A 20,369-nucleotide genomic window follows, 5' to 3' on the forward strand; every position below is an offset into this window, starting at 1 on the left:
AGCTCAGGAGCCGGTGTCGACGGATGCGACCGGGGTCAGGTGGGGGCGTTTGGCGGTCCGGCCGTCGGCGCTGGAGCGACCCCGAAGGCGACGGTAGACCCAGGGTGCGACGAAGGAGGCTAGCCAGGTGACCTCGGTGTGGATGGCTTGCCAGCTTGTCGGGCGCGCCTGGGGCTCCAAGGGGAGGTTCCAGGTGCCGTCACTGCCAGGCAGGCCCAACGCATGGCTCACCGCAGCGGCGATACGGGCATGACCGAGGGGGCTGGCGTGCAGACGATCTGCGCTCCACATCCTCGGGTCGGTCGCGAACGCGTGCGGATAGGTGTCGACCACCAGTACGCCGTGCCTGTCCGCTGCGGCTGTGACCAGAGCGTTGAACTCGATCACGCGAGGTCGCAGCCGCGCGACAAGCGGCGCGATCTTCCCGATATCAGGCAGCGTGAGCGTGGCGACCACCGCGCCGGCGGCGGTGAGAGCCGCGAAGATCTCCTCGAGGTCAGCGACGACCTCGGCAGCCCGGAAGCCCGGCCGGATCAGGTCGTTCATCCCGGCCACCACGGTTGCGACGTCGGGTCGCAGGGCCACGGCCGCCTCCAGTTGCCGCGCGCGAATCTGGGCCACTCCGAGGCCACGGACAGCGAGATTGGCGTATTGCAGGCCTGGGTTCGCCTGAGCCAGCTGATCGGCCAGCCGGTCGGCCCAACCGCGATAGCCGCCGCGTTCGTCCTGATCGCCGAGGCCCTCGGTCTGGCTGTCGCCCAGTGCGACATAGCGCTGGTAGGTCATCTCACTCCCCCGTTGGCGTGGTGGCGCGAGACACCTTGTCACGGGTGGAGACCTGTTGCCATAGGTCTCCGGCCCCAACTTCTTGTCTCCAGCCACCACTCGTGGCGGGGGCGAGGGGCTAGGAGCCGGTGTCTATGAAGCCGTGGTGGGCTATTTCTATGGTTTCGGTGAGGACGTCGGCGGGGCCTTTGGAGAAGGTGGGGCCGGTCCAGCGGACGGGGATGACGTCGATGAGGCCCCAGCGGGCTACGACTGTGCCGTCTGCTGTCATGGCGGTGATCTGGCCGGTACGGCGCTGGACTCCGGCGGCCAGACCGGAGATCCATTTGGCCACGCGCTCGGTCTCCTTGGTGAGCGGGCGGGTGAGTTTGATGTTCGGGAACTTCAGGCGGGACGGGATCTGCAGCATGTAGGCGTTGTTGCCGCCTTCGTTGCGCTGCTCGATCACGACCTCGACGCCGAGTCCTTCACAGCTCGTGAACAGGCCGAGATCGACCTCGTCCACCTGCACCATGAACCGGACACCGACCGCCGGCATTACGTCGGTCCCACTCATCGCGTCACCACATCCGATCCATCAGGGTGCCTGTACGGTCGCGGTCGACGACCAGTTCTGCGCGGAGGCGGCGGGCGATCGGTTCGTACAGCCGCCGGGCCAGACCGTCGACGTCCGCGGCAGAGAGCGCTCCCCCAGTTCCCGATGCCGGTACGGCGGCCGCCGTACCGGCTGTTGCGGGCGCGGCTGCTGGTGGGGCTGCGGGTGCGGCGGACGGGATCGCGACCGAGGTCGCCCCGTCGTTGGAGCTGACGCTCTCGACCATGCTGCCTTCGACCAGACCACCCGCCGCGGCAGACCCCGCAGCGGGCGGCCTGGCCACCGCCAGCGGACGCCCGGCGTCACCGGCCGAGCTGCCGACGGTGGTCATGCTCCCCTGGGCTGCCGAACTGGCAGGCCAGGCAGATCCGGGACTCGCAGCAGGTGCGGCCGCCATGCTGCCGGCCGCGGACATACCAAGGCCTGCAGGCGGTACGGCGGACACTGTTGGCAGGCTGTCGAGGCCAGCGGTAGAACCGTTCCCGCGACGTCCGAGAGCCGAGGCGTTCGCGGCACTGGACTGGCGACCGCCGGGATCGCCGGAGGGTCCTGCGCCGTCGACCGAGTGCGGCGGGAGGTAGGTGATCGGCTGGGCCGGTGCTGCGCTGTCGCTGCCGGCCGGGGGTGACAGCAGTTCGCTGACGTCGGAGCTGAGAGCGCGATCTCCGAGCAGCGGCACGGTCGCGCCCGGGGTGCTGGTGGCGTCCTGGAAGGCACCGGTGACGACCGGCGGTACGGCGAGCATCTGGTTGCCACCAGCAACAGATCGAGCCAGCGCCATGGCCGGTGCTGCAGCCGGTACGGCGGACGCGGGGGCGGTGTTGGATGCGCTCGAAGGGGGAATCGCCACCTCGGTGGAACCGGCGGCGGCGAGGTCCGCGGCTGAGGAAACGGCGGATGAGCCGGTACCAGCGGGCGGGGAGGCGACCGGAAGAGTCGGGAGCGGTCCGGCGAGCGGGGCCCCGAGGCCGGCCCGGCGGCGGGAGAGACCGGCAGGCGCCCCTGCCGGAGCCACCGGGCCGGCCGATTGAGAGGCCACCGGGAGTCCGGCAGCGGTTGTGCCGGGAGTGCTCACCTCGCCGGTCTGAGACGCCTCGGCCGGGCTGGGTCCGATCCCGGCCGCGGACGCGAGGCTCGGGAGCAAGTTCTGGAGTGTCGGGACAGAGAGCGCTCTCCGGGCGTCGGCGGGGAGGGCTGCGGTGACCTGGCTCAGTCCCGGGGCGGCGGCCCGTGCGACCGGCATTGAGACGGCTGGACCTGCAGCGCCGAGGAGCGCCGAGACAGCGGCCGCCGTACCAGCGCCTGCGACCGAGCCGGTGGGCCCAGCGAGCGCCGACCCAGTCAGCCCTGGCCCGGCAGATGAACTGGTTGCTGGCGGCAACATGCCGGTCGCAGCGGATGGCGCCGGGCTACCCAGCAGCGCCGAGGCGGCGGCCGCCGTACCGGGTCCGGAGCCTGCAGACGAGGACCCTGCCAGAGGCAGTGAGCCGGCCGAACCCGAGGTGCCCAGAAGTGCGGCGGCATCCGAGCCCGAGCCGATCGCGGAGGCGAGAGATGAGGCAAGCGCGGGAGCTGCACCAAGGGATCGGGCGGAACTGGCTGTTGCAGCTCCGCCACCAGCCAAGACTTCGCCGAAGGTGGGCTCATTCACGAGTGCGGCAAGGGCCAGAGGCAGCTGGCCGTCAGACACAGCGGAGCCGGCCCCGGCGACGGCCATGGAAGCGTCTGAGCCAGCGCTGGCGCCCGGCAGCGAGCCCGAGCCCAGGGCGGACACCGGGACTGAGTCGACGCTAGCCGCGGAGCCTGGGCCGAGGGTGGAGCCTGGGGGCGTTGATGCGGATGCGCCTAGGAGCGCTGCGGTTGCGCCGGAGGCGGCCGAGGTGCCAGCGGAGCGGTTGCCGGTTAAGGCGTTGCGGACTGCTTGGATGACTCGGCCGATCGGGCCTGCTGCCGCGGGAGGCTCGTCGGCCTCGGAGTCCTCGCCAAGGAGGGCGCCGGGGAACGAGCTGTACGGGCGGACGTCGAGAGCTGAGTTTCCGCCGTACAGGCTGGGCCGGCCGGGGCTGACGATGTCGGTGAGAAGGCCGCCGGGACCGGCTGGGTCCAGCTGGTGGGCCATTTCTCCGGTGAAGGCCGGTGAGCGCCAGGACGGGATCCAGTCACCGCTCGGCGGGCGCAGGGTGGACGGGGCGCCTTGGGCTAGCTGGCCGATCATCAGTTCCCCTCGGTGATCCGGCGGTTGATCTTGGAGATCTCAGTGACGAACGCCTGCCGCTGCGGGTGTTCGAGATCGAGGATGTCGTCCAGGCGCCAGTGGAAGTGATAGGCGACGTACGCGATCTCCTCCTGCAGACGGCCGGTCGCGTACGTCAGGATTCCCCCAGGCGGCCACCGGCGATGTCGACGGCGAAGGACTGCTCGCACGACGGGCAGGTGACGGCGGCCCGGGTGTGGCCTTCGGAGTTGATCCGGCGGTAGAGGTCCTGCAGGAAGGCGACGTCGGAGGCGAACATGTTCTCCACCAGCTGGGCGTCGATCCGGGCCACGTCGCCGAGGCGGGTGATCACGCGGGCCAGCAGGACGACCGTGGTGAAGGCCGGGTTCTCCTGCACGCGGGCGTCGTACAAGGGCAGGAGTTCGTCGCGGGCCGTTGCCAGCCGCATCGTTCCGGACTTGTGGACGACGCCGTCCGCGTCGACGTAACCGCGCGGGAGCTCGAAGTCGAACTCGGTGCGCAGGGTGGGTGCCGGGGCGACCGCCGCCGGGGCGGGCGCGGGCTCCGAGGGAGCCGCGTCCGCCGCCAGCGTCGTGGTGTGGGCGCGACGCATCACGCGTACTCCATCTCGTCCCAGCACACGGTGAACTTCTCGGTCAGCGCTTCGGTCGAACCGGCTTTCAGGGTGCCGCCGAGCTCGACGTCCTTGATCCAGCAGTTGCGGAAGTTGAGACGTCGCAGCGGCTGGCCGTCGGAGGTGTAGATGCAGACCTCGGCGGTCTTGCGGGCGCCCTTGATGTCACCCTGCATGACGGACTTCAGCCAGTCGGTGACGGTCTTGGAGTCGGTCAGGCCCCGAACGACGTTGAACTGGCCGGTCTTGGCCCGGCCCATCACCTGGCGGGCGACGAACTTGCCGTCCTTGGCCTGTTCGGAGTACGTGATCATGTCGACCTCGGCCTTCAGGCCCGAGACCTCCATCACATAAGGCACCTCGACCCCGTCGATCGAGACACTGAACGAATACGCGGTCGCCATGTCCATGGCGTCAGCGAGTGGCATGAAACTCTCCCTCTTCTAAGCGTGACTACTCGTTGACGAGGCTGGTGCCGCCGGAGAACTGCGACAGCTGGAACACCACGAACTCGGCCGGCTTCACCGGCGCGATACCGATCTGGCAAGTCACCTGACCGGCGTCGATCGCCTCGGCCGGGTTGGTCTCCCGGTCGCACTTCACGTAGAACGCCTCGTCCGGAGTGAGTCCGAACAGCGCGCCCTTGCGCCACTCGTTCACCAGGAAGGCGCTGATGGTACGGCGGACGCGCGCCCACAGCGCGTCGTCGTTCGGCTCGAAGACCACCCACTGGGTGCCGTTGAGGATCGACTCCTCCATGTAGTTGAAGAGCCTGCGGACGTTGATGTAGCGCCAGGCCGGGTCCGACGAGAGCGTGCGAGCGCCCCAGATCCGGATGCCGCGGCCCGGGAACGCGCGCAGGGCGTTCACGCCGATCGGGTTCAGCAGGTCGTGCTCGGCCTTGGTGATCACGGTTTCGAGCGCGATCGCGCCGCGGACCACCTCGTTCGCCGGGGCCTTGTGGACACCGCGGGACTCGTCGGTGCGGGCCCAGATGCCGGCTGCGTGGCCGGACGGTGGGACCAGGATGTTGCGGCCGGTCGCCGGGTCGAAGGTCTTCGCCCAGGGCCAGTAGAGAGCGGCGTACCGCGAGTCGTAGCCAGCCTGGTTCATCCGCCAGTCCTTGATCTGCTGGGCGTTCAGCCCGGGCGGCGGGTCGATGATCGCCATCCGGTTGCCCATCAGCTCGCAGTGCGTGATGACGGCCTGCTGGACCGAGTGCACGGTCTCCAGGTCGATCGCACCGCGCTGGTACGCGCTCATCAGATCCGGTACGGCGACGATCGTGACGTCCTCGATCGCTTCCAGGCTGGAGAATCCGGTCCGGGCAGCGGTGTCACCGACGTAGTCAGCGGCGCCGACACCTTCGCCGGTGGCGGCCGGGGCCGGCGGGGCCACCAGCGACTTCTTGCCCTTGGCAACCGGTTCGAGAGCGGCCGACTGGGCCAGCTCCTCGACCTTGACCAGCTTGGACTTGGCGTTCACCACGGTCGCGACGTTGTTCGTCTTGTCCGCGCGCCGATCCGGGACGACCGGGTCGTACTCCTCGGTCGGGCGGCCGTTCGCACGCACTGTCAGCTTGATCGCACCCTCGGGCGCGTTCTCGGTCCCGCTGTCGGCGACCTCGACGGTGACATCGGGGCTCTTGCCGTTGGCGCTCTCGATCGCGGTCACCTTGTAGTGGCCGAGGGTGGTCTGTGGCGCACCGGCCGGAAGCTCCTTGGGCGCCTGGCCGTTACCGGCCGACTCGGCACCGATCCGGATGATGTACGCCGCCGAGCCGCCGTTCTGGATGTAGCCGAAGACGGCGTGGGCCAGGTACGAACCCTCGACGAAGTCACCGAAGGTCTGGGTGAACTGCGTCCAGTTGGTGATGAGCGTCGGGGTGTTCAGCGGGCCCTTCTCGGCGAAGCCGACGAACGCGGCGACCGCGGTACCGACGCCTTCGATCGGCCGCTGCCCGGCCTCCACCTCCTCGACGTAGACACCGGGCGACAGGTAGGTCGGCATTTTCACTCCTTCGAGCTGGTCTGGGTCTCGCAATCAAGCGTCCTGGTTCGCAGGCTTGCGCGGTACGTCCGCCCGGACGAGGCCCGGGGAAGGAAGCGGTGCACCATCGGGCAGGCCCGTCATCGGTCGGTAAGGCCGGCTGAGCGCGGTCTGTCCTTGACAACGCAGAGCAACCGGCGTGCTCTGTGAGGAGAAGCAGTGTGGCGGGGACGATGGTCGGCCTGGGGAGCGCCGGCCACCTTTCGATGCAGGAGGCAAGGACCGAGAGACGGAGACATGATGACCGGCAAGCAGAACATCGACAGTCCGCACGAGCGGCGTTCCTTCAAGGACCATGGCCATCTGGACGTGGTCACCGTCGGCGGATTCACGCTCGGCCGTGGGGTCTTCGAGCCCGGCTGGCGCTGGTCCGAGGACGTCAAGCCACTGGCCGGTACCGAGTCGTGCCAGACCCACCACACCGGTATGTGTCTGTCGGGCCGGATGACCGTCCGGTTCGACGACGGTCAGGAGCTCGACGTGGGGCCTGGCGACGTGGTGGACATCGATCCCGGCCACGATGCGTGGACGTCCGGCGACGATGCGTGCGTGATTCTCGACACCGGTATCGCCGGCTACGCCAAGCCCGTGGGCTGACGGCCTTCAGAGCTTGAACATGTCGTTGCCGAAAGCCTCCCGGTGGAGGTGGTTGCAGTACAGCTTGTTCGGCTCGGGTTTGGCCGACTCGTTCTCGTCGAGGCCGGCCTGTCTGGCGGCCTCGCGGATCTTGGTCAGCGTCTCCCGCCACGGCGGGTAGACCTTGTCCCGGAGGTTGCTGAAGGCACCCTCCATGTCGATCACACTCGGCTTGCCGAACCAGTCGTCGCGCCGGGCGAGCTCCTTCTGGATGATCCAGAACTGCGCGCCCTGCGCGGCCTCGAACCCGGCCAGCGCCTGCTTGTGCCCGTCGATCGCCACCTTCGCCGTCGCCTTGGCCACGTCGGCGGCCGACTGGTCGCTCGTCTCGGTGCTGCTCGGCATCGCGTCCGGTCCGCCGGCCTTCACCCGCTGGTTGATCAGGTACGCGCGTCCCGCGAGTTCGCGGCGCCGTTCGGACAGCCGAACCATCATCTCGCCGAAGGCACCCTCACTGAACTCGTTCTTCTTGGCCAGCATGTCGGTCGCGAGCTTGTCCAGCTTGGCCGAGGTCGTCGTGACGAGATCCAGCGCGTCCTTGTTCTTTCCGGCGCTCTCCAGCGAGAGCACCGGCAACATCGCGTCGTCCTCGACCAGTGCCTTGTACGACGCCTTCTCCGCACTGAGCGCGCCCGGCCACTCGTACACGGCGCCGCCGTCGGTCCGGCCGACCCCACGCACGATCGACGCCAGGTAGGCCGGGGCGTTGTCGTTCCCGTCACCGTAATGCGCGATCAGCCGGGCGATCTGCTTGTGGTCGTTGCCGGCAGCCACGATCCGCGACCGCAATCCCATCCAGCCGGCCCGGTCCCGCGGGCTCGCGACCGGACGGCCCCAGCCGACCGGATCCGCGGCCGCTCCGAAGATCCGGTCGAAGTCGGAGTCGGCCAGTTTCATGCCGACCACCTCGGTCTTCTCCTCGGCCGGTTTCGCGGCACCGGTCACCAGACCGACGGTCGAGGCGATCGGGCTCTTCTTGAAGTCGTCGACGTACTTGGTCGCCGTCGCGTCGATGTCGGTGTCCGAGGTCGTCTTGCTCAGGTCGGCACTGGCGCCCTTCGGCCCGTACGTCGTACTGACCGAAGTCTTCTCGGAGTGGCCCATGCTCGGCAGTCCGGCGACGCCGACCGTGATGCCGCCGCCACCCTTGCCGGTGTTGGTCTCGGTGGTACCGGTCGCGTCGCGAGAGACGGTCTGCTCGAAGCCACTGTTGTCCGTGAGCCCCACGCTGACCGGCCCGACGCCGGCGGTGGTCGTCGTACTGCCGTCGTGCCCGGTCGTCGAACTGTCGGCGGTGACCAGGCTCGGATGGTCCTGCGCATAGGCGCGCAGCTCGGCGATCGAGGACCTGGCCGCGATCTCGGCGAAGAGCTGTGCGTACGCCGGATCTGTGCGCGTCAGCTCGAAAGTCACCGACTGGGCGGCCTTGTCGGTGTCGGTGTTCGAAACGCCCATCGAGGCCGCGCCCATCGACGCGCCACCACCCAGGGTCTCCCCCTTGCTGTCGGTCCGGCTGACCGTGATGCTGATCTTGTCGCCCTTGCGGGACACGCTGCGCTTGAGTGACGTACTCAACTTGCCGGACACGTTCGCAGTGGCCCCGAAGCCGCCGCCCGTCACCCCGGCGTTCGCGCCGCCTTCGGCGCTCCCGGCGAGTTCGAAGGACGCGCTACCGCCGTCGTCCAGCTGAGACGCGGCCTCGGCGGACATGGCAGCCTGTACGCCGGTGAGCATGCTCTGCGCCGCGTCCAGTTTGTTGTCGGCGGCAAGCTTGATCACCTGGAGTTCCTTCTCGGCTCCGCCGCCCTCGCCGGAGAGCGCACCGAGGTACCGCTTGGTCTCCTCCTCGCTGTAGACGTGCACGAACGTCGCGGTCACCGAGGCCGCGGCACTCCCCGACAACCCGCCGGACGCCTTCACCCCGGTCGAATGGTCCGCGTTGCGTTTCGCCTCCAGCTCCGAGGAACCGGTCGCCCCCAGCTTGCCGCCGAGGTTGATCGACATGGTGATCTGGTACCGCGGTGGATCGCCTTCGGCCTTGGCCACGCTGACGACGAACTTGCCGTCCAGCCCGGCGGTCTGACCGGTCTTGATCGCGCCCTTCTCCTGATTGAAGGCCTTGCCGAGGTTCCCGGCCCCGCCGACCCCGTCCGGCCCGGCGAGGACGCCGACCCCGCCTGTGGTCTTGTTCTCCTTGCCTGCCACGGTGGTGGAGCTGCTCGCGTTCATCCCGATCTGGCCGTCGCCGCGGGTGACACCGAAGGTGTCCTTCTTGGTCTGTTTGTCGTCCTTCACCTCGGTGCTCTTCGTGTAGCCGCCGGTACCGAGGGTCTGCGAGGTCGACGTACTGCTCGATGTCGTGACACCCGCCGCGGTTGTCGCCGAACTTCCGGACTGCTCGCCCCAGCTCCCGGTGATGCCGCCGGGACCGATCGCCAGGCCGCTCGTCTTCGAGTTGCTGCTCGCATTCAGGGTGCCGTCGGCGGCCTTGGTGAGCGTTGACGAACTGTCGGTGGTCTTGGTCGACCAACCGGAGGTGTCGATCGTGCTCGTCGTCGAATGACTGCGGGTGGTCGAGACTCCGTTGGTGATGTCGGTCTCGACCCAGCCGGGCTTCTTGGTGACAATGCCATCCGGGCCGAGCTGGGTGCTGCCCTCGGTGGTCTCGTTCTGCTGTGGCACATAGGCTTTGGTGCCGCGGCGGACCATCATGTCGTTGAGCGGGCCCAGGCCCATCGAGGCGTCGTCGAGCATCAGCAGGTCCTGGTTGGTGACGTTCAGGTCCTTGAAGAGCTGGTCCCTGCGCGCGGCCAGCGCGGTACGGTCCGCGATGCCCTTCTCGGTGATCTCGCCGGCCGCCTCGAGTTCTTCGAGCTGCTGCAAAGCCGCGTTGTGGGTGTCGTAGTCGAGCTGCAGGACCTTGCGCTCGTCCATCAGCTTGCCGCGGAACGCCTCAGCCTGCAGCCGAGTCTCGACGAACGCCTGGTTCCCGGCGCCTGGATCGGGTGCCGGTCCTTCCGGTCCGGCCGGGCGGGACACCGGTCCGGCAGGTGCGTCGGCGTAGTCGTTCTCCACTCCCGCAGCATCGCCGTCTCCCAACCCAACGGGAACGCCCGTCCGGTCGCTGCCAGGGGAATCGGCCCCTGCCTCTAAGGGCAACCGCTCAGTCAGGCCGTCATGACAACCGCACACAGCACCTCCAACCAGCCCGACTGCCTCAAACCACTCCCGCGCCCACGCCACCATTGGCGGCCCGAGACACCCAATAGCGGCCGGAGACCCCACGCCACAGGGCTCCGGCCACCACAAGGTGTCTCCCGCTGCACCGCGACGGGGCAGCTCCCGCTTCCAGGGCCGGGCTGGACTGTTCAGGTACGCGCCATGCGCCCATCACCAAGTCCGCTCTCGCCTTGCTATTAGCGGAGGCCGGGTGGGAGGCGGCCTAGCTTGGTGAACTCGTGCTCGATGGCAGTGAGGAGGTCTTCGGTGGTTACTGGGCGGGCGTTGGCGGCGGCGTAGTAGGCCGCGGTGACGGCGGCGGAGCGGATGTCGCCGCCGGACAGTTCGAAGTGGGCTGCGGCCGTGAGGTCGAGGGTCGGATCTCGGGGGACGTGGCGGCCTAGGCAGCGATCCCAGAGGAGTAGGCGTTCAGCCTCTTCGGGTTGGGGGAAGTGGATGATCAGGTCGAGCCGGCGGCTGAAGGCCTCGTCAAGGTTGGCGCGGAGGTTGGTGGTGAGGATGGCCAATCCGTCGAAGCTCTCCATCCGCTGAAGCAGGTAGGCGACCTCGACGTTCGCGTAGCGGTCGCGGGCGTCGGAGACCTCGGAGCGCTTGCCGAAGATCGCGTCGGCTTCGTCGAACAGCAGTACGCCGTTCACTCCGGTCGCCTCGGTGAACACGCGCTCGAGATTCTTCTCCGTCTCACCGATGTACTTGTCGATCACGGTTGCCAGATCGACGACGTACAGGTCGACTCCGAGTTCGGCCGCGATGACCTCGGCCGACAGCGTCTTGCCGGTACCGGATTCGCCGGTGAACAAGGCCGAGACGCCGGATCCACGGCCGCCGCCCGGTCGCATTCCCCAGTCGCGGATCACCTGTTCGCGATGGCGGGCGCGGATCGCGAGTTCTCTGAGCCTGGCTAGCTGTTCTTCGGGCAGCACCAGATCATTCCAGGAGACGGCCGGCTGGATGCGGCGAGCGAGTCGCTCCAGGCCGGCGCCGTTTTGCGAGCGCGCTCCGGCGCGCAGTACGTCGCCTGTCACCAGTACGCCGTCGACCTCGGCGCGCGTGGTCGCAGCCTCGGCGGTGCGGACGATCTGGTCGACGCCGAGCCTGAAGGTGCTCGTCTCGGCCGCCGCATCCAGATCGGGTGTTGCCGTGGGCAACAATGCGTGCCAGAGCGTGCCGCGCTGCGATTCCGTCAGCAGCGGCGGGTCGAGCGTCGCCGGTACCACCGATGCCCAGCTTGGATCCCAGGTCGGGACGCCGGTCAGGACGGTTTGAACGGGTGCGACGGCGAGCGCCCGCAGTACGTCGATCGGCGCGGATTCGACCGGTCCGGCCAGGATTCCGGCGGAACGCAGTCGTGCCTGGCGAGCCGCCGTACGGGCGAAGACGATCGGGTCGGTGTCCTTGGACAGCTTGGTCAGATCGAGAGCCAGTACGCCGAGATCGAGTTTGGAGAACGCGGCTGCGGCCAGTCCGGGGCCGGCGCTTCCGGGGCGCTCTCGGAGGTAGACCGGTCGGCCGGGTTGGAGGCCGCGGACGATCCGTTCCTCGAGCTCGCCGTACACGATTAAGGGCGGTGGGACGGTGGCATCGAGCAGCATCGGTTCGGTTGCGTAGCCGCCGACCAGGTACGCCGTGACCGGGTCCGGGACGCGCAAGGCCCGGCCGAGGAACGGGCGGGACGGCGACTCGATCTCGATCAGTCCCCCGGCCATGAGTGGCGCGGCTACGTCGAATCGTCCACGGGCCAAGGGATCTGCGGCAGGTACGCCGAGCAGGTCGAAGACCAGGCGGGCGGTTGCGCGGCGCTGCGAAACGTCGTCGTTCAGGTAGCCGTAGAGCTGCTCGAATCGCGCGTCGAGGTCAGGCGCGAGGACAGTCAGCAGGATCTCGGTGTCGAGGTCGGTCAGACCGAAGGTGTGGACGAGGCGACGCAATCGCGGTGTCGACCCGTCGACTTCGGCGGTGTCGGCCTCTGCCTCGATCACGGCCAGCCGCTCGGTGAGGTCCGGTGGCGCGGTCGGGCGGCCGTCCAGGATCCCGTCGATCACCGCCGGGCTCAGGTAGAGACCGCGGAATCCGTCATCCGGCGCCGGGTCGGTACGGCGGCGCAGTTCGACCAGCACGCGGACCCGATCCTCGACCAGGCTCAGGCGCCCGAGCAGATGCCGCAGATGCGAACTCATCCGCGATCGGTCCGCGTGCGACCGCCCCGTTTCCGGCCGCTCTCGGGAGAACCGTTCTCTTGCGCGGCGGCGTTCATGTCCGACAGCGCAACCTGCAGCGGCTCGTCGATCGCGGGTCCAGCGTCTCTAGAACGACCGGCCTCGATCGGCAGCGACAGCACGACATCGATCGACGGCCGGAGCTCACCGCCGAGCGCGGACCACACATCCGCGAACGACCGATCGTCCTCCGGCGGCAGACCGACCGACAACCCCACCGGCGAAGGTGCGTCCGGCAACAAGTCCGGTGGCACCAGATCGTGCACCAGCAACGTGTCCAGCAACTGCCCCAGCAGCCGATGCTCGTCCTCGGCCCGCTGACCCCACACGCTCAACAGATAGAACAGCCGGAAGATCCGCGGCGGCGTCTGCCGCGCGACCACCCGCCCGTCATCACCGAATCGCGGCACCAGCCCACTCGACCGGCGCCGGGTGTCCTCGCGAATGTCGTACAGGAACAGGTTCACCGCCGGACCGTTCCGCTTGGCCGCCCATTCCTTCGTCGGCGCATCGAACACGACCTGCACCCGGGACGCGTCGAGCAGCTCGCGGCGCAGCAACGCGGCGAGGGCGGCATCGGCTTCGGAGATCACCGTGCCACGGTAAGGTCGGCCCCACCGCCTCCGGCAGGTGCGCCCGCGCCGTACCGAGGACCCTTGGGGCTGCCCCTTCAGGCACGTTGCGCGCTAGGGCAGGACGCTCTGCCCCCCAAGCCGCACGTCACGCTCTGCCGCTCCCCCGCCGCACGCAGTTTGCTGGACGGCGTGAGCCGTATCCCGCGTGTCCCGACCGCCATCATCACCGCCGCAGCCCTGCTCGCGGCGGGCCTCGCCGTACTGATTTCCGGTCGCGGAGCCTCCGCCGCCGAAGGTGACCCGCCGATCATCCACCCCGTCTCGCACCCGCCGAGCCAGGGAGCGTCGTACCGGTCCAGTGTGAGCAGCGACGGGCGCTGGGTCGCGTTCGAGTCAGAAGCGCAGGAGACGGAAGGCATCTGGCTGCGCGATCTGCGCGAGCCCGAGCGGAGTGTACGGCTCCCAGGCCTCGATCACCTGACCGCGCTGATGCCGACGATGTCCGGAGACGCAGGCCTGATCGCCTTCGCCGGCGGTCGCTTCGGCGGCGGCGTGTCGAATCAGCTGCACGACGCCCAGCTGTACGTCGTGAACCGGCGGGATCCGGAGAGCACGGTTCTGAAGCAGGTCACCGGTGCGCCGAACGATCTGCCCTACCAGCGCCTGGCCAACTGCCGGATCGAAAGCGACGGCGAGAACGACCGAGACTGCGAACCGAAGCTGTCCCGCGACGGCACCACGCTGGTGGCACCGGTCCTCCAGTCGGTCCAATCGGGCGATCTCGAGATGACGATCGACGGCAGCGACGCGAGCACCGACCGCGGACTGTATCCGGTGCTGGACTTCTGGGCGTTCAACACCTCGGGCCAGAAGACGGTGACGCTGAAGAACGTCGGCGGGCAGCCGATGATCTATCCCGACACGGGCCCGGTACTCGACGGCGACCCACAGTTCACCGTTGCCGCCAGCACCTGTGCGGGCGTCCTCCGGCCGAACACCTCGTGCTCGGTGACGGTCAGCTACACCGGCAACGACTGTACCTACGAATCGAACGGCGTCCTGCGGTTCCCGGCGGCATCAGCGGCCGGACAGACCGCGATCAAGCTGACCGCGGGCGGTGAGTGTCCGCGACTCGCCGCCTTCCCGCCGCAGGCAGCCGCGGGCGGCGCGAACTGCAGCGGACCCAGCGAGTACAAAGGCTTCCTCCCTGCGGGAGAGGAGCCGCATGCCGCGGACAACGGCCATCCACACCCCTGGTTCCCCCTCGGCTTCGTGAATGCCGGCCTGCTGAACATCACGTCGGCCACGATCCGCAACGCGATGTCGGTGCCGCTGATCCCGACCCTCAGCTCGCCTGGCTGCCAGATGAAGCTCGTGCTGCCTCCCGACGCTGCTCCCGACGCCTGTCAGCCGGGTCAGCCGGTGGCGCCACAGGCGAGCTGCACGGCGTACGTCGAATACGCCTTCCCCGAGGTCGGGCCGTTCTCCGGCAGCATTCACCTCGGTGACACCGTCTACCGGATCGGCGGGCACGCGGGGCGCAAGGTCATCGCAGCCTGGCGTGACGCAGGTGCCTCGGGCAGCTTCGGGCCCGGGCGAGTGGTCAGCGTGACGGGCGGAGCCAACGGCGTGCCGATGGACGGCACCGGACCGACAGTGTCGGCCGACGGCCGCTGGGTCGGTTTCATGTCCAAGGATCCGTTCGGGCGTCCCGCGGACGTCCCTTCGGGGTTCCAGCAGGTCTATCTGCATGACACCGACACCGCCGGGGACCGGAGCTATCGGCCGGGTGAGACCACGCTGGTATCGCTGAAGGCGACCGGCCGCCCGATGTCCGAGGCGAGCGAGCCGTCGGTTTCCGACGACGGGACCCGGATCGCCTTCCGGGGCGCGACGGGCGACGACATCTCCGACCAGGTTTGGGTCCGCGACGTCCCGGCGAAGAAGACCGTCCTCGGCTCAGCCAACACCAACGGTCAGACCTCCTTCGACGGGGGCCACCGACCCGAGTTGTCCGGTGACGGTCACACGCTGGTCTACCTGTCCGACGGCGACGACCTCGGCCCTGGCACCCTGGCCGGCGACCGGGTGATCGCCCGCGATCTCACCAAGGACTTCAGCGGCGGGCGAGGCGTGAACGAACTCATCTCGCCGCGTTCGAGCGGACCGGGCACAGCCACCAGCGACGGGTATCCCGCGGTCAGTCAGAACGGGACCCTCACGACGTTCGCGAGCAAGGACCCGGTCGACGAGTGGGGCGATGCCGACGAAGAGTCCGATGTCTTCTACTCGCAGCGTCGCAGTTACGCGACCGGCACGCCGGACCCGGTCGACCTCGGCACAGCGAAGGTCGGTACGTCGGCCGGGCCGGTGCCGTTTACCGTGACGAACACGGGGAGCGTGCCGATCAAGTTCCGGGCGCCGAAGTTCCACAACCCGGAGTTCGGTGCTGCCAGCAACCAGTGTGTCGAGGTCACGATCCGGCCGGGGCAGAGTTGCGCCTTCCTGATCAAGTTCACTCCGCGCGCGATCGGCGTCCGGAAGGGGACCATCGATCTGTTCGACGTGAGCGGTGGCGTGGGGCCCTGGATCATCACCGATCTGACCGGTCGGGGCAGCAGTGATGCGCGGATGCCTGGTGAGACCAAGCATGTGTCGACGAACCGGCTCGAGCATCTGGATCCGGCGGTGAGCGACAGCGGGCAGTTCGTTGCGTACCGGTCCCGGATCAGTACCGGCGATCAGCCGTTCACGGAGATCAGCGTGCGGGACCAGGCTGGTGCCGGGATCCGTACCGTGGGTGATCACGACACGGTAGGGCCGCCGCGGATCTCGGCGGACGGGACCCGGGTTGTCTACGAGGCGCGCGACGATTCGACGGAGAAGACGTTCGTCGCACACGCCGCGGGTGAGCAGCAGGTGACGGGGACGGCGTCGGATCTGCGGTACCAGCGGCCGTGCGACATGGGCACGCTGAGCCGGGAATGCAGGCCGGACATTTCCGGTGACGGAAAGACCGTGGCGTTCGCGGCCCGCCTCGATCCGCTGGCCGACTACGACATCTCGCTCAAACTGCAGGAGCCCGATGACTCGCTGCACGACGTCCGGGGTCTGATCGACCTGGGCGGCGGCGGACTCAAGCAGTTGCAGGTCACGCCCCGCGAAGCGATCCACTTCGGCGGCAAGGCGAGCATCGACACCGGCTCCGGCTTCTGGGTCGACGAGACCACCTGTGACGGCGACCTGGCCGCCGACGCCACCTGCACGGTGGACATCCGGTACGACGCCTGCGCCGGACCGGGGTACGGCGTACTGCGGCTGAACGGGTCGATCCCGTCGGGTCAGGCCGCGATCGCGCTCGTTGCCAACGGCACCTGTATCAGGATCCGGAACGAGCCGGCGGTGCGAGCTGCCGCGGACTGCACTCCGCTCCCGGCACCCGACTACTACCCCGCCCCCTCGACAACGACGACGTCCGCGGGCAACACCGTGGCCGACGCTGGGCAGACGACTGTCGGCACCGTGAAGTACGTCGCCGCCACAGTTCCCGCCCAGCCGAACATCCAGGACCTCAGTTTCGCGTCCGGCTGCGACTTCGCCCTGGTCACCCCGACCGGACCGGCGCCCGACCGGCCACGCCCGTGCGTGGCCGGCGAGCGACTCCCGGAGGGAACCGGCTGTACGGCGTACGTCGCCTACCGCCCGAGCTCCGTGGACGCGGCGGCGGCCTCGCTGAACATCCGGGCCTCCGGCAGCAAGCCGGTCCGCTTCGCCGGCGCCGGCATCCAGAACGTCGTACTGACTCGAACCGACACCGCCGGTGACGGGACCTTCGCCGGCGCGCCGGAGATCGTCAGCAAGGACAGCAACGGCGCGGTGGTGGTCGGGGTCCAGCCTTCGTTGTCCGCCGACGGCCGCTACGTCGCATACGTCGGTGCCCACGGCATCGACCAGCCGGAGCAGGCCACCCTCCAGGTGTACCGGCGGGACCGCACCACCGGCACCACCGAGCTCGTCTCGAAGCTTGCCGACGGCAACATCGGTACCGACGACGCGCAGTATCCGTCGCTGTCGGCCTCTGGGCAGCGGGTCGCCTTCGAGACCGAGGGGATCAGCGACCCGGAGGGGTCGGCCCGCAAGACGAAGGCCGCCCGGGCGGAGGGTCCGCCGCACCCGAGCCGGATCTGGGTCCGGGATCTGTCCACTGCGAAGAGCGTGCTGGCCTCGGCCGCGGCCGGGAAGGCAGGCGAGGACAGCGATGGGTGGAGTCACGAACCGTCGCTGTCGGACGACGGAACGACTGTCGGGTTCGCCTCGACGGCCACTGACCTCGTCGAGCAACCTGGCAACGACCAGCAGGGCATCTACGTCCGCTATCTCGACCCGGACTTCGCCGGAGCGGCCGCGAGCGAGCGGTTCACCGAGCGGGTGTCGCTGAACGAGGAAGGCGCCGTGGTCGAGGACGGCGACAGTAGGTCACCGTCGCTGAGCGGTGATGGCGCCTTCACGGCGTTCGAGTCGACCTCAGACCTGGTCGCCGGAACAGTTGACGACGGGCTGTGGGACGTCTTCACCCGGCGGCGGGTTGCGCAGTTGGTGGCTACTCCGGCGAGTGCGGACTTCGGGGCCGTGCAGGTTGGAAAGTCGTCGAGTGCTCGCGAGATGGTGGTGAAGAACGTCGGGTACGGACCGGCCGCTGCCGGACCGGCCGTCGCGTCGGCTCCGTTCATTGCCGGGAGCAACGTGTGCACGCAGACGCTGCATCGCGGGCAGAGCTGCACGATCGACGCACGCTTCGCGCCGACGGCTGCCGGACCGGCCACCGGGACGCTGACGCTGCCGAGCAAGTCGGGCTATCTGGCCGGACCTTCCGCCGCGGTCGGGTTGACCGGCACCTCGACGCCGGTGCCGCCGGTGGCGCGGTTCGGTGTGACGCCGGCGGCGCTGACGTTCCCGGCGGTTGAGGTCGGGAAGGCTTCTTCGCCGCAGCCGGTGAAGTTGCAGAACACCGGCGATGTGCCGCTGAACATTGCAGCGAAGGTGAACGGGACCGGGGACTTCGACATCAAGCCCGGAACCTGTACGACGGTCATGCCGGGCGCGACGTGCGACGTACCGGTGACGTTCGCGCCGCGGGCGACCGGGAATCGGACCGGCGGGATCGTGTTCACACCGACGTCTGCGGATCCGGCGGTGAAGAGTCCGGCGGCCGTCACGGTCGGACTGACCGGGTCGGGTACGCCGGGAGCGGCAGTGGCCTCGATGACGGTGGCGCCGCAGGCACTGGTGTTCGGGCCGCAGATTCTGACGGTACCGAGTGCGCCGAAGTCGATCGTGGTCACCAACACGGGCACGGTGCCGTTGCGGCTGACCGGGGTGTCGTCCGTGGCCGACTTCAAGCCGGCCGTGGGCTGCGCTTTGCTGCAACCGGGTAAGACGTGTGCGATCGCCGTACAGTTCGTGCCGCAGCTTCTGGGTGCGCGGACCGGGGTCGTCCAGGTCGCCGCGACGGCGACGGGTGCGGTGGCGCCGTTCCCGGTGCCGGTGAAGGTGTCCGGTACGACGTTGGCCCCGACTCTGCTCGTGGAGCCGCCGGTGGCGCGGCCCGGGCAGATCGTGATTGCGACCGGGACGAACTTCCCGCCGGGGCGGACCGCCGTACTGGGTTGGGATGTCGGCCTGGGTGGACAGCCTGCCGTGGCTGACAAGACCGGGAAGTTCGTCGCACCGGTACTGGTGTATCGGCGGGATGTGCTGGGGCAGCGGGTGATGACGGCGACCGTGCCGGGGCTGGTGTCATCGTCCGGGAGGCCGTTGCCGGTGAAGAGCCAGCCTGTTCTGGTGATGCCGCTCAGCTACCAGCCGCCGAACTTCGTGCTCCGCTGGTGATCGCCGTACCGCTCCAGCCCCGCCGGTTCACGCCGGCCGGGCTGGAGTTCACCGGCACAGAAAGAACCGGCCCTCGCTTGTGCGAGGGCCGGCGGGTTGTAGTTGGTGGATCAGATGAGGCCCTCACGCAGCGCGTAAGCGACAGCGTGCGAGCGGTTCTTCAGCTGCAGACGGCTGGTCACGTCGTGGAGGACGTTCTTCACCGTCCGCTCGGAGTACGACAGCTCCCGGGCGATCTCCTGGGTGTCCTTGCCGTCGGCCACCAGGCGCAGTACCTGCGTCTCGCGGTCGGACAGCCCGGTGTGGGAGAGCCCACGCGGTGCCAGCACGTGCCGCTGCATCCGCGACACCTGCCCGAGCAGCCGGCCCAGCAGATCTGCCGGCAGGCTGCCGTCGCCCACGGCGGCGGTCTGCAGCAGGTGCACGATGCGGTCGGCCGTCGCCTCGGTCCGCCTCAGGACTCCGGACACCCCCAGCTCGACCGCGGTCATCAGCGCGTCGTCGTCGATCGTGCTGCCGATCAGCACGGTACGGCGGCAGCCCCGCTGTGTTGCGGACCGGAGAACCTGGACCGCACCCGCGTCCAGCGCATCCACTGCGATCAGCGCGACCACTGGCGGGGCGGTTCGCTGATCCTGCTGCGCCTGCAGTGCCGTCAGTTCGGCGTCACTGATCAGGGCGATCTCCGGCCGCTGCCTGAGTGCGTGCACCAACCCGAACTGCGAGAGCGGGTCGAGAGCCTTCACCCAAACCGGAATACGTTGTTGCGTCGTCATGCTTGTCACTCCCCCAGAGCGTTGATGAACGGAACGGATCGAATCCGTAGTCACACGAACCCCCAAAATCGTTTCGATTCCGATCGTGCCCTTGCACCTTCAGCCAGCCTTAAGAGCCGGTGACGGCCGGTATCACGACCCAACGCCTAGCGTGAGGCACCGGCATTTCACCGGCGTCTCACCCCGATCTCTTGGCCCGGCACCGGATGAAACATCCCCATCAGGCCGAATGAATTGCCCTTCACTTCTCCGATGCACGAAAGGGCAGGTTGGTTATGCCGGTCTCGCTCCGGAGTCAGATGGATACAGAAGGTGATCAGTCTGGGAGATTGGTGAGCGCCCGCAGCGCCAGCCGGTACGAATCCAGCCCGAATCCGGCGATCGTGCCGGTCGCGACGCCGGCGACCACGCTCGTGTGCCGGAATTCCTCCCGGGTCGCCGGGTTGGTCAGGTGGATCTCGATCAGCGGCGCGGTGCGCTGCGCGATCGCGTCCCGCAGCGAGTACGAGTAGTGCGTGAACGCGGCCGGATTCAGTACGACGGGAATCCGCCCGTCGGCCGCCTCGTGCAGCCAGCGCACCAGCTCCGCCTCGTCGTCGGTCTGCCGCACCTCGACCCGGAACCCGAGCTCGGCCCCGACCTTCTCGCACTCGGCCGCGACATCGGCCAGCGTCGCCGACCCGTACTTCTCCGGCTCCCGCGAACCCAGCCGCCCGAGGTTCGGCCCATTCAGCACCAGCACTGTCTCGCTCACGTCG

14 protein-coding genes are annotated in these 20,369 nt (G+C 68.8%); 2 read left to right on the forward strand and 12 right to left on the reverse strand.

All coding sequences use genetic code 11. From position 1 onward, the window contains the following. Positions 1-3 precede the first annotated feature (3 nt). The 7 genes from E1261_RS03880 to E1261_RS03910 form a co-directional block, all read right to left on the reverse strand. Positions 4-786 carry an SGNH/GDSL hydrolase family protein gene (locus tag E1261_RS03880; protein ID WP_132401918.1) on the reverse strand — a complete coding sequence of 261 codons (783 nt, stop codon included), beginning with the start codon at positions 784-786 and terminating at the stop codon, positions 4-6. A 118-nt stretch (positions 787-904) separates the two neighbouring features. Next, a complete protein-coding gene (locus tag E1261_RS03885) occupies positions 905-1,342 on the reverse strand; it encodes a phage tail protein (protein WP_132401921.1) in 438 nt (145 codons plus the stop codon). Between the two features lie 4 nt (positions 1,343-1,346). Then, complete coding sequence (locus tag E1261_RS03890) at positions 1,347-3,596, reverse strand: hypothetical protein (RefSeq protein WP_132401924.1); 2,250 nt, start codon at positions 3,594-3,596, stop codon at positions 1,347-1,349. Beyond that, the gene (locus E1261_RS03895; RefSeq protein ID WP_132401927.1) at positions 3,596-3,805 is read right to left on the reverse strand and encodes a DUF6760 family protein; all 210 of its coding nucleotides are present in this window, start codon (positions 3,803-3,805) and stop codon (positions 3,596-3,598) included. The genes E1261_RS03890 and E1261_RS03895 overlap by 1 nt, the downstream gene beginning before the upstream one ends. Further along, positions 3,751-4,209 (reverse strand): hypothetical protein, encoded by a 459-nt coding sequence (locus E1261_RS03900; RefSeq protein ID WP_132402112.1) that lies wholly within the window; start codon positions 4,207-4,209, stop codon positions 3,751-3,753. Before E1261_RS03900 ends, E1261_RS03895 begins: the two co-directional genes overlap by 55 nt. Next, entirely contained in the window at positions 4,209-4,658 is a 450-nt protein-coding gene (locus tag E1261_RS03905) for a phage tail protein (protein ID WP_132401930.1), read from the reverse strand. Before E1261_RS03905 ends, E1261_RS03900 begins: the two co-directional genes overlap by 1 nt. Positions 4,659-4,683: 25 nt before the next feature. Then, positions 4,684-6,240 (reverse strand): phage tail sheath family protein, encoded by a 1,557-nt coding sequence (locus E1261_RS03910; RefSeq protein WP_132401933.1) that lies wholly within the window; start codon positions 6,238-6,240, stop codon positions 4,684-4,686. A gap of 279 nt (positions 6,241-6,519) precedes the next feature. On the opposite strand from E1261_RS03910, the gene E1261_RS03915 reads away from it, so the two are divergent. Then, positions 6,520-6,876 (forward strand): cupin domain-containing protein, encoded by a 357-nt coding sequence (locus E1261_RS03915; protein ID WP_132401936.1) that lies wholly within the window; start codon positions 6,520-6,522, stop codon positions 6,874-6,876. Positions 6,877-6,882: 6 nt separating this feature from the next. On the opposite strand, the gene E1261_RS03920 is transcribed toward E1261_RS03915, so the two are convergent. The 3 genes from E1261_RS03920 to E1261_RS03930 all read right to left on the reverse strand — a co-directional run bounded on the left by E1261_RS03920 (position 6,883) and on the right by E1261_RS03930 (position 12,964). After that, on the reverse strand, positions 6,883-9,990 hold the full coding sequence (locus E1261_RS03920) for an autotransporter outer membrane beta-barrel domain-containing protein (protein WP_132401939.1): 3,108 nt from the start codon (positions 9,988-9,990) through the stop codon (positions 6,883-6,885). Positions 9,991-10,331: 341 nt separating this feature from the next. Further along, complete coding sequence (locus E1261_RS03925; RefSeq protein WP_132401942.1) at positions 10,332-12,332, reverse strand: ATP-binding protein; 2,001 nt, start codon at positions 12,330-12,332, stop codon at positions 10,332-10,334. Beyond that, positions 12,329-12,964: a Pvc16 family protein gene (locus tag E1261_RS03930; protein ID WP_132401945.1), complete on the reverse strand. Its 636-nt coding sequence runs from the start codon at positions 12,962-12,964 to the stop codon at positions 12,329-12,331. The genes E1261_RS03925 and E1261_RS03930 overlap by 4 nt, the downstream gene beginning before the upstream one ends. A 171-nt stretch (positions 12,965-13,135) precedes the next feature. Here E1261_RS03930 and E1261_RS03935 point away from each other — a divergent pair, with 171 nt between their 5' ends. Further along, positions 13,136-18,835, forward strand: coding sequence for a choice-of-anchor D domain-containing protein (locus E1261_RS03935; protein ID WP_132401948.1), 5,700 nt, complete (start codon positions 13,136-13,138; stop codon positions 18,833-18,835). Between the two features lie 110 nt (positions 18,836-18,945). Here E1261_RS03935 and E1261_RS03940 read toward each other — a convergent pair whose 3' ends face one another. Continuing rightward, positions 18,946-19,611 (reverse strand): helix-turn-helix transcriptional regulator, encoded by a 666-nt coding sequence (locus E1261_RS03940; protein ID WP_132401951.1) that lies wholly within the window; start codon positions 19,609-19,611, stop codon positions 18,946-18,948. A 316-nt stretch (positions 19,612-19,927) separates the two neighbouring features. Further along, positions 19,928-20,365, reverse strand: coding sequence for a type II 3-dehydroquinate dehydratase (gene aroQ, locus E1261_RS03945; RefSeq protein ID WP_132401954.1), 438 nt, complete (start codon positions 20,363-20,365; stop codon positions 19,928-19,930). Between the last annotated feature and the right edge of the window lie 4 nt (positions 20,366-20,369).

It is taken from the genome of Kribbella albertanoniae, from assembly GCF_004348455.1.
GTDB classification, from domain to species: domain Bacteria; phylum Actinomycetota; class Actinomycetes; order Propionibacteriales; family Kribbellaceae; genus Kribbella; species Kribbella albertanoniae.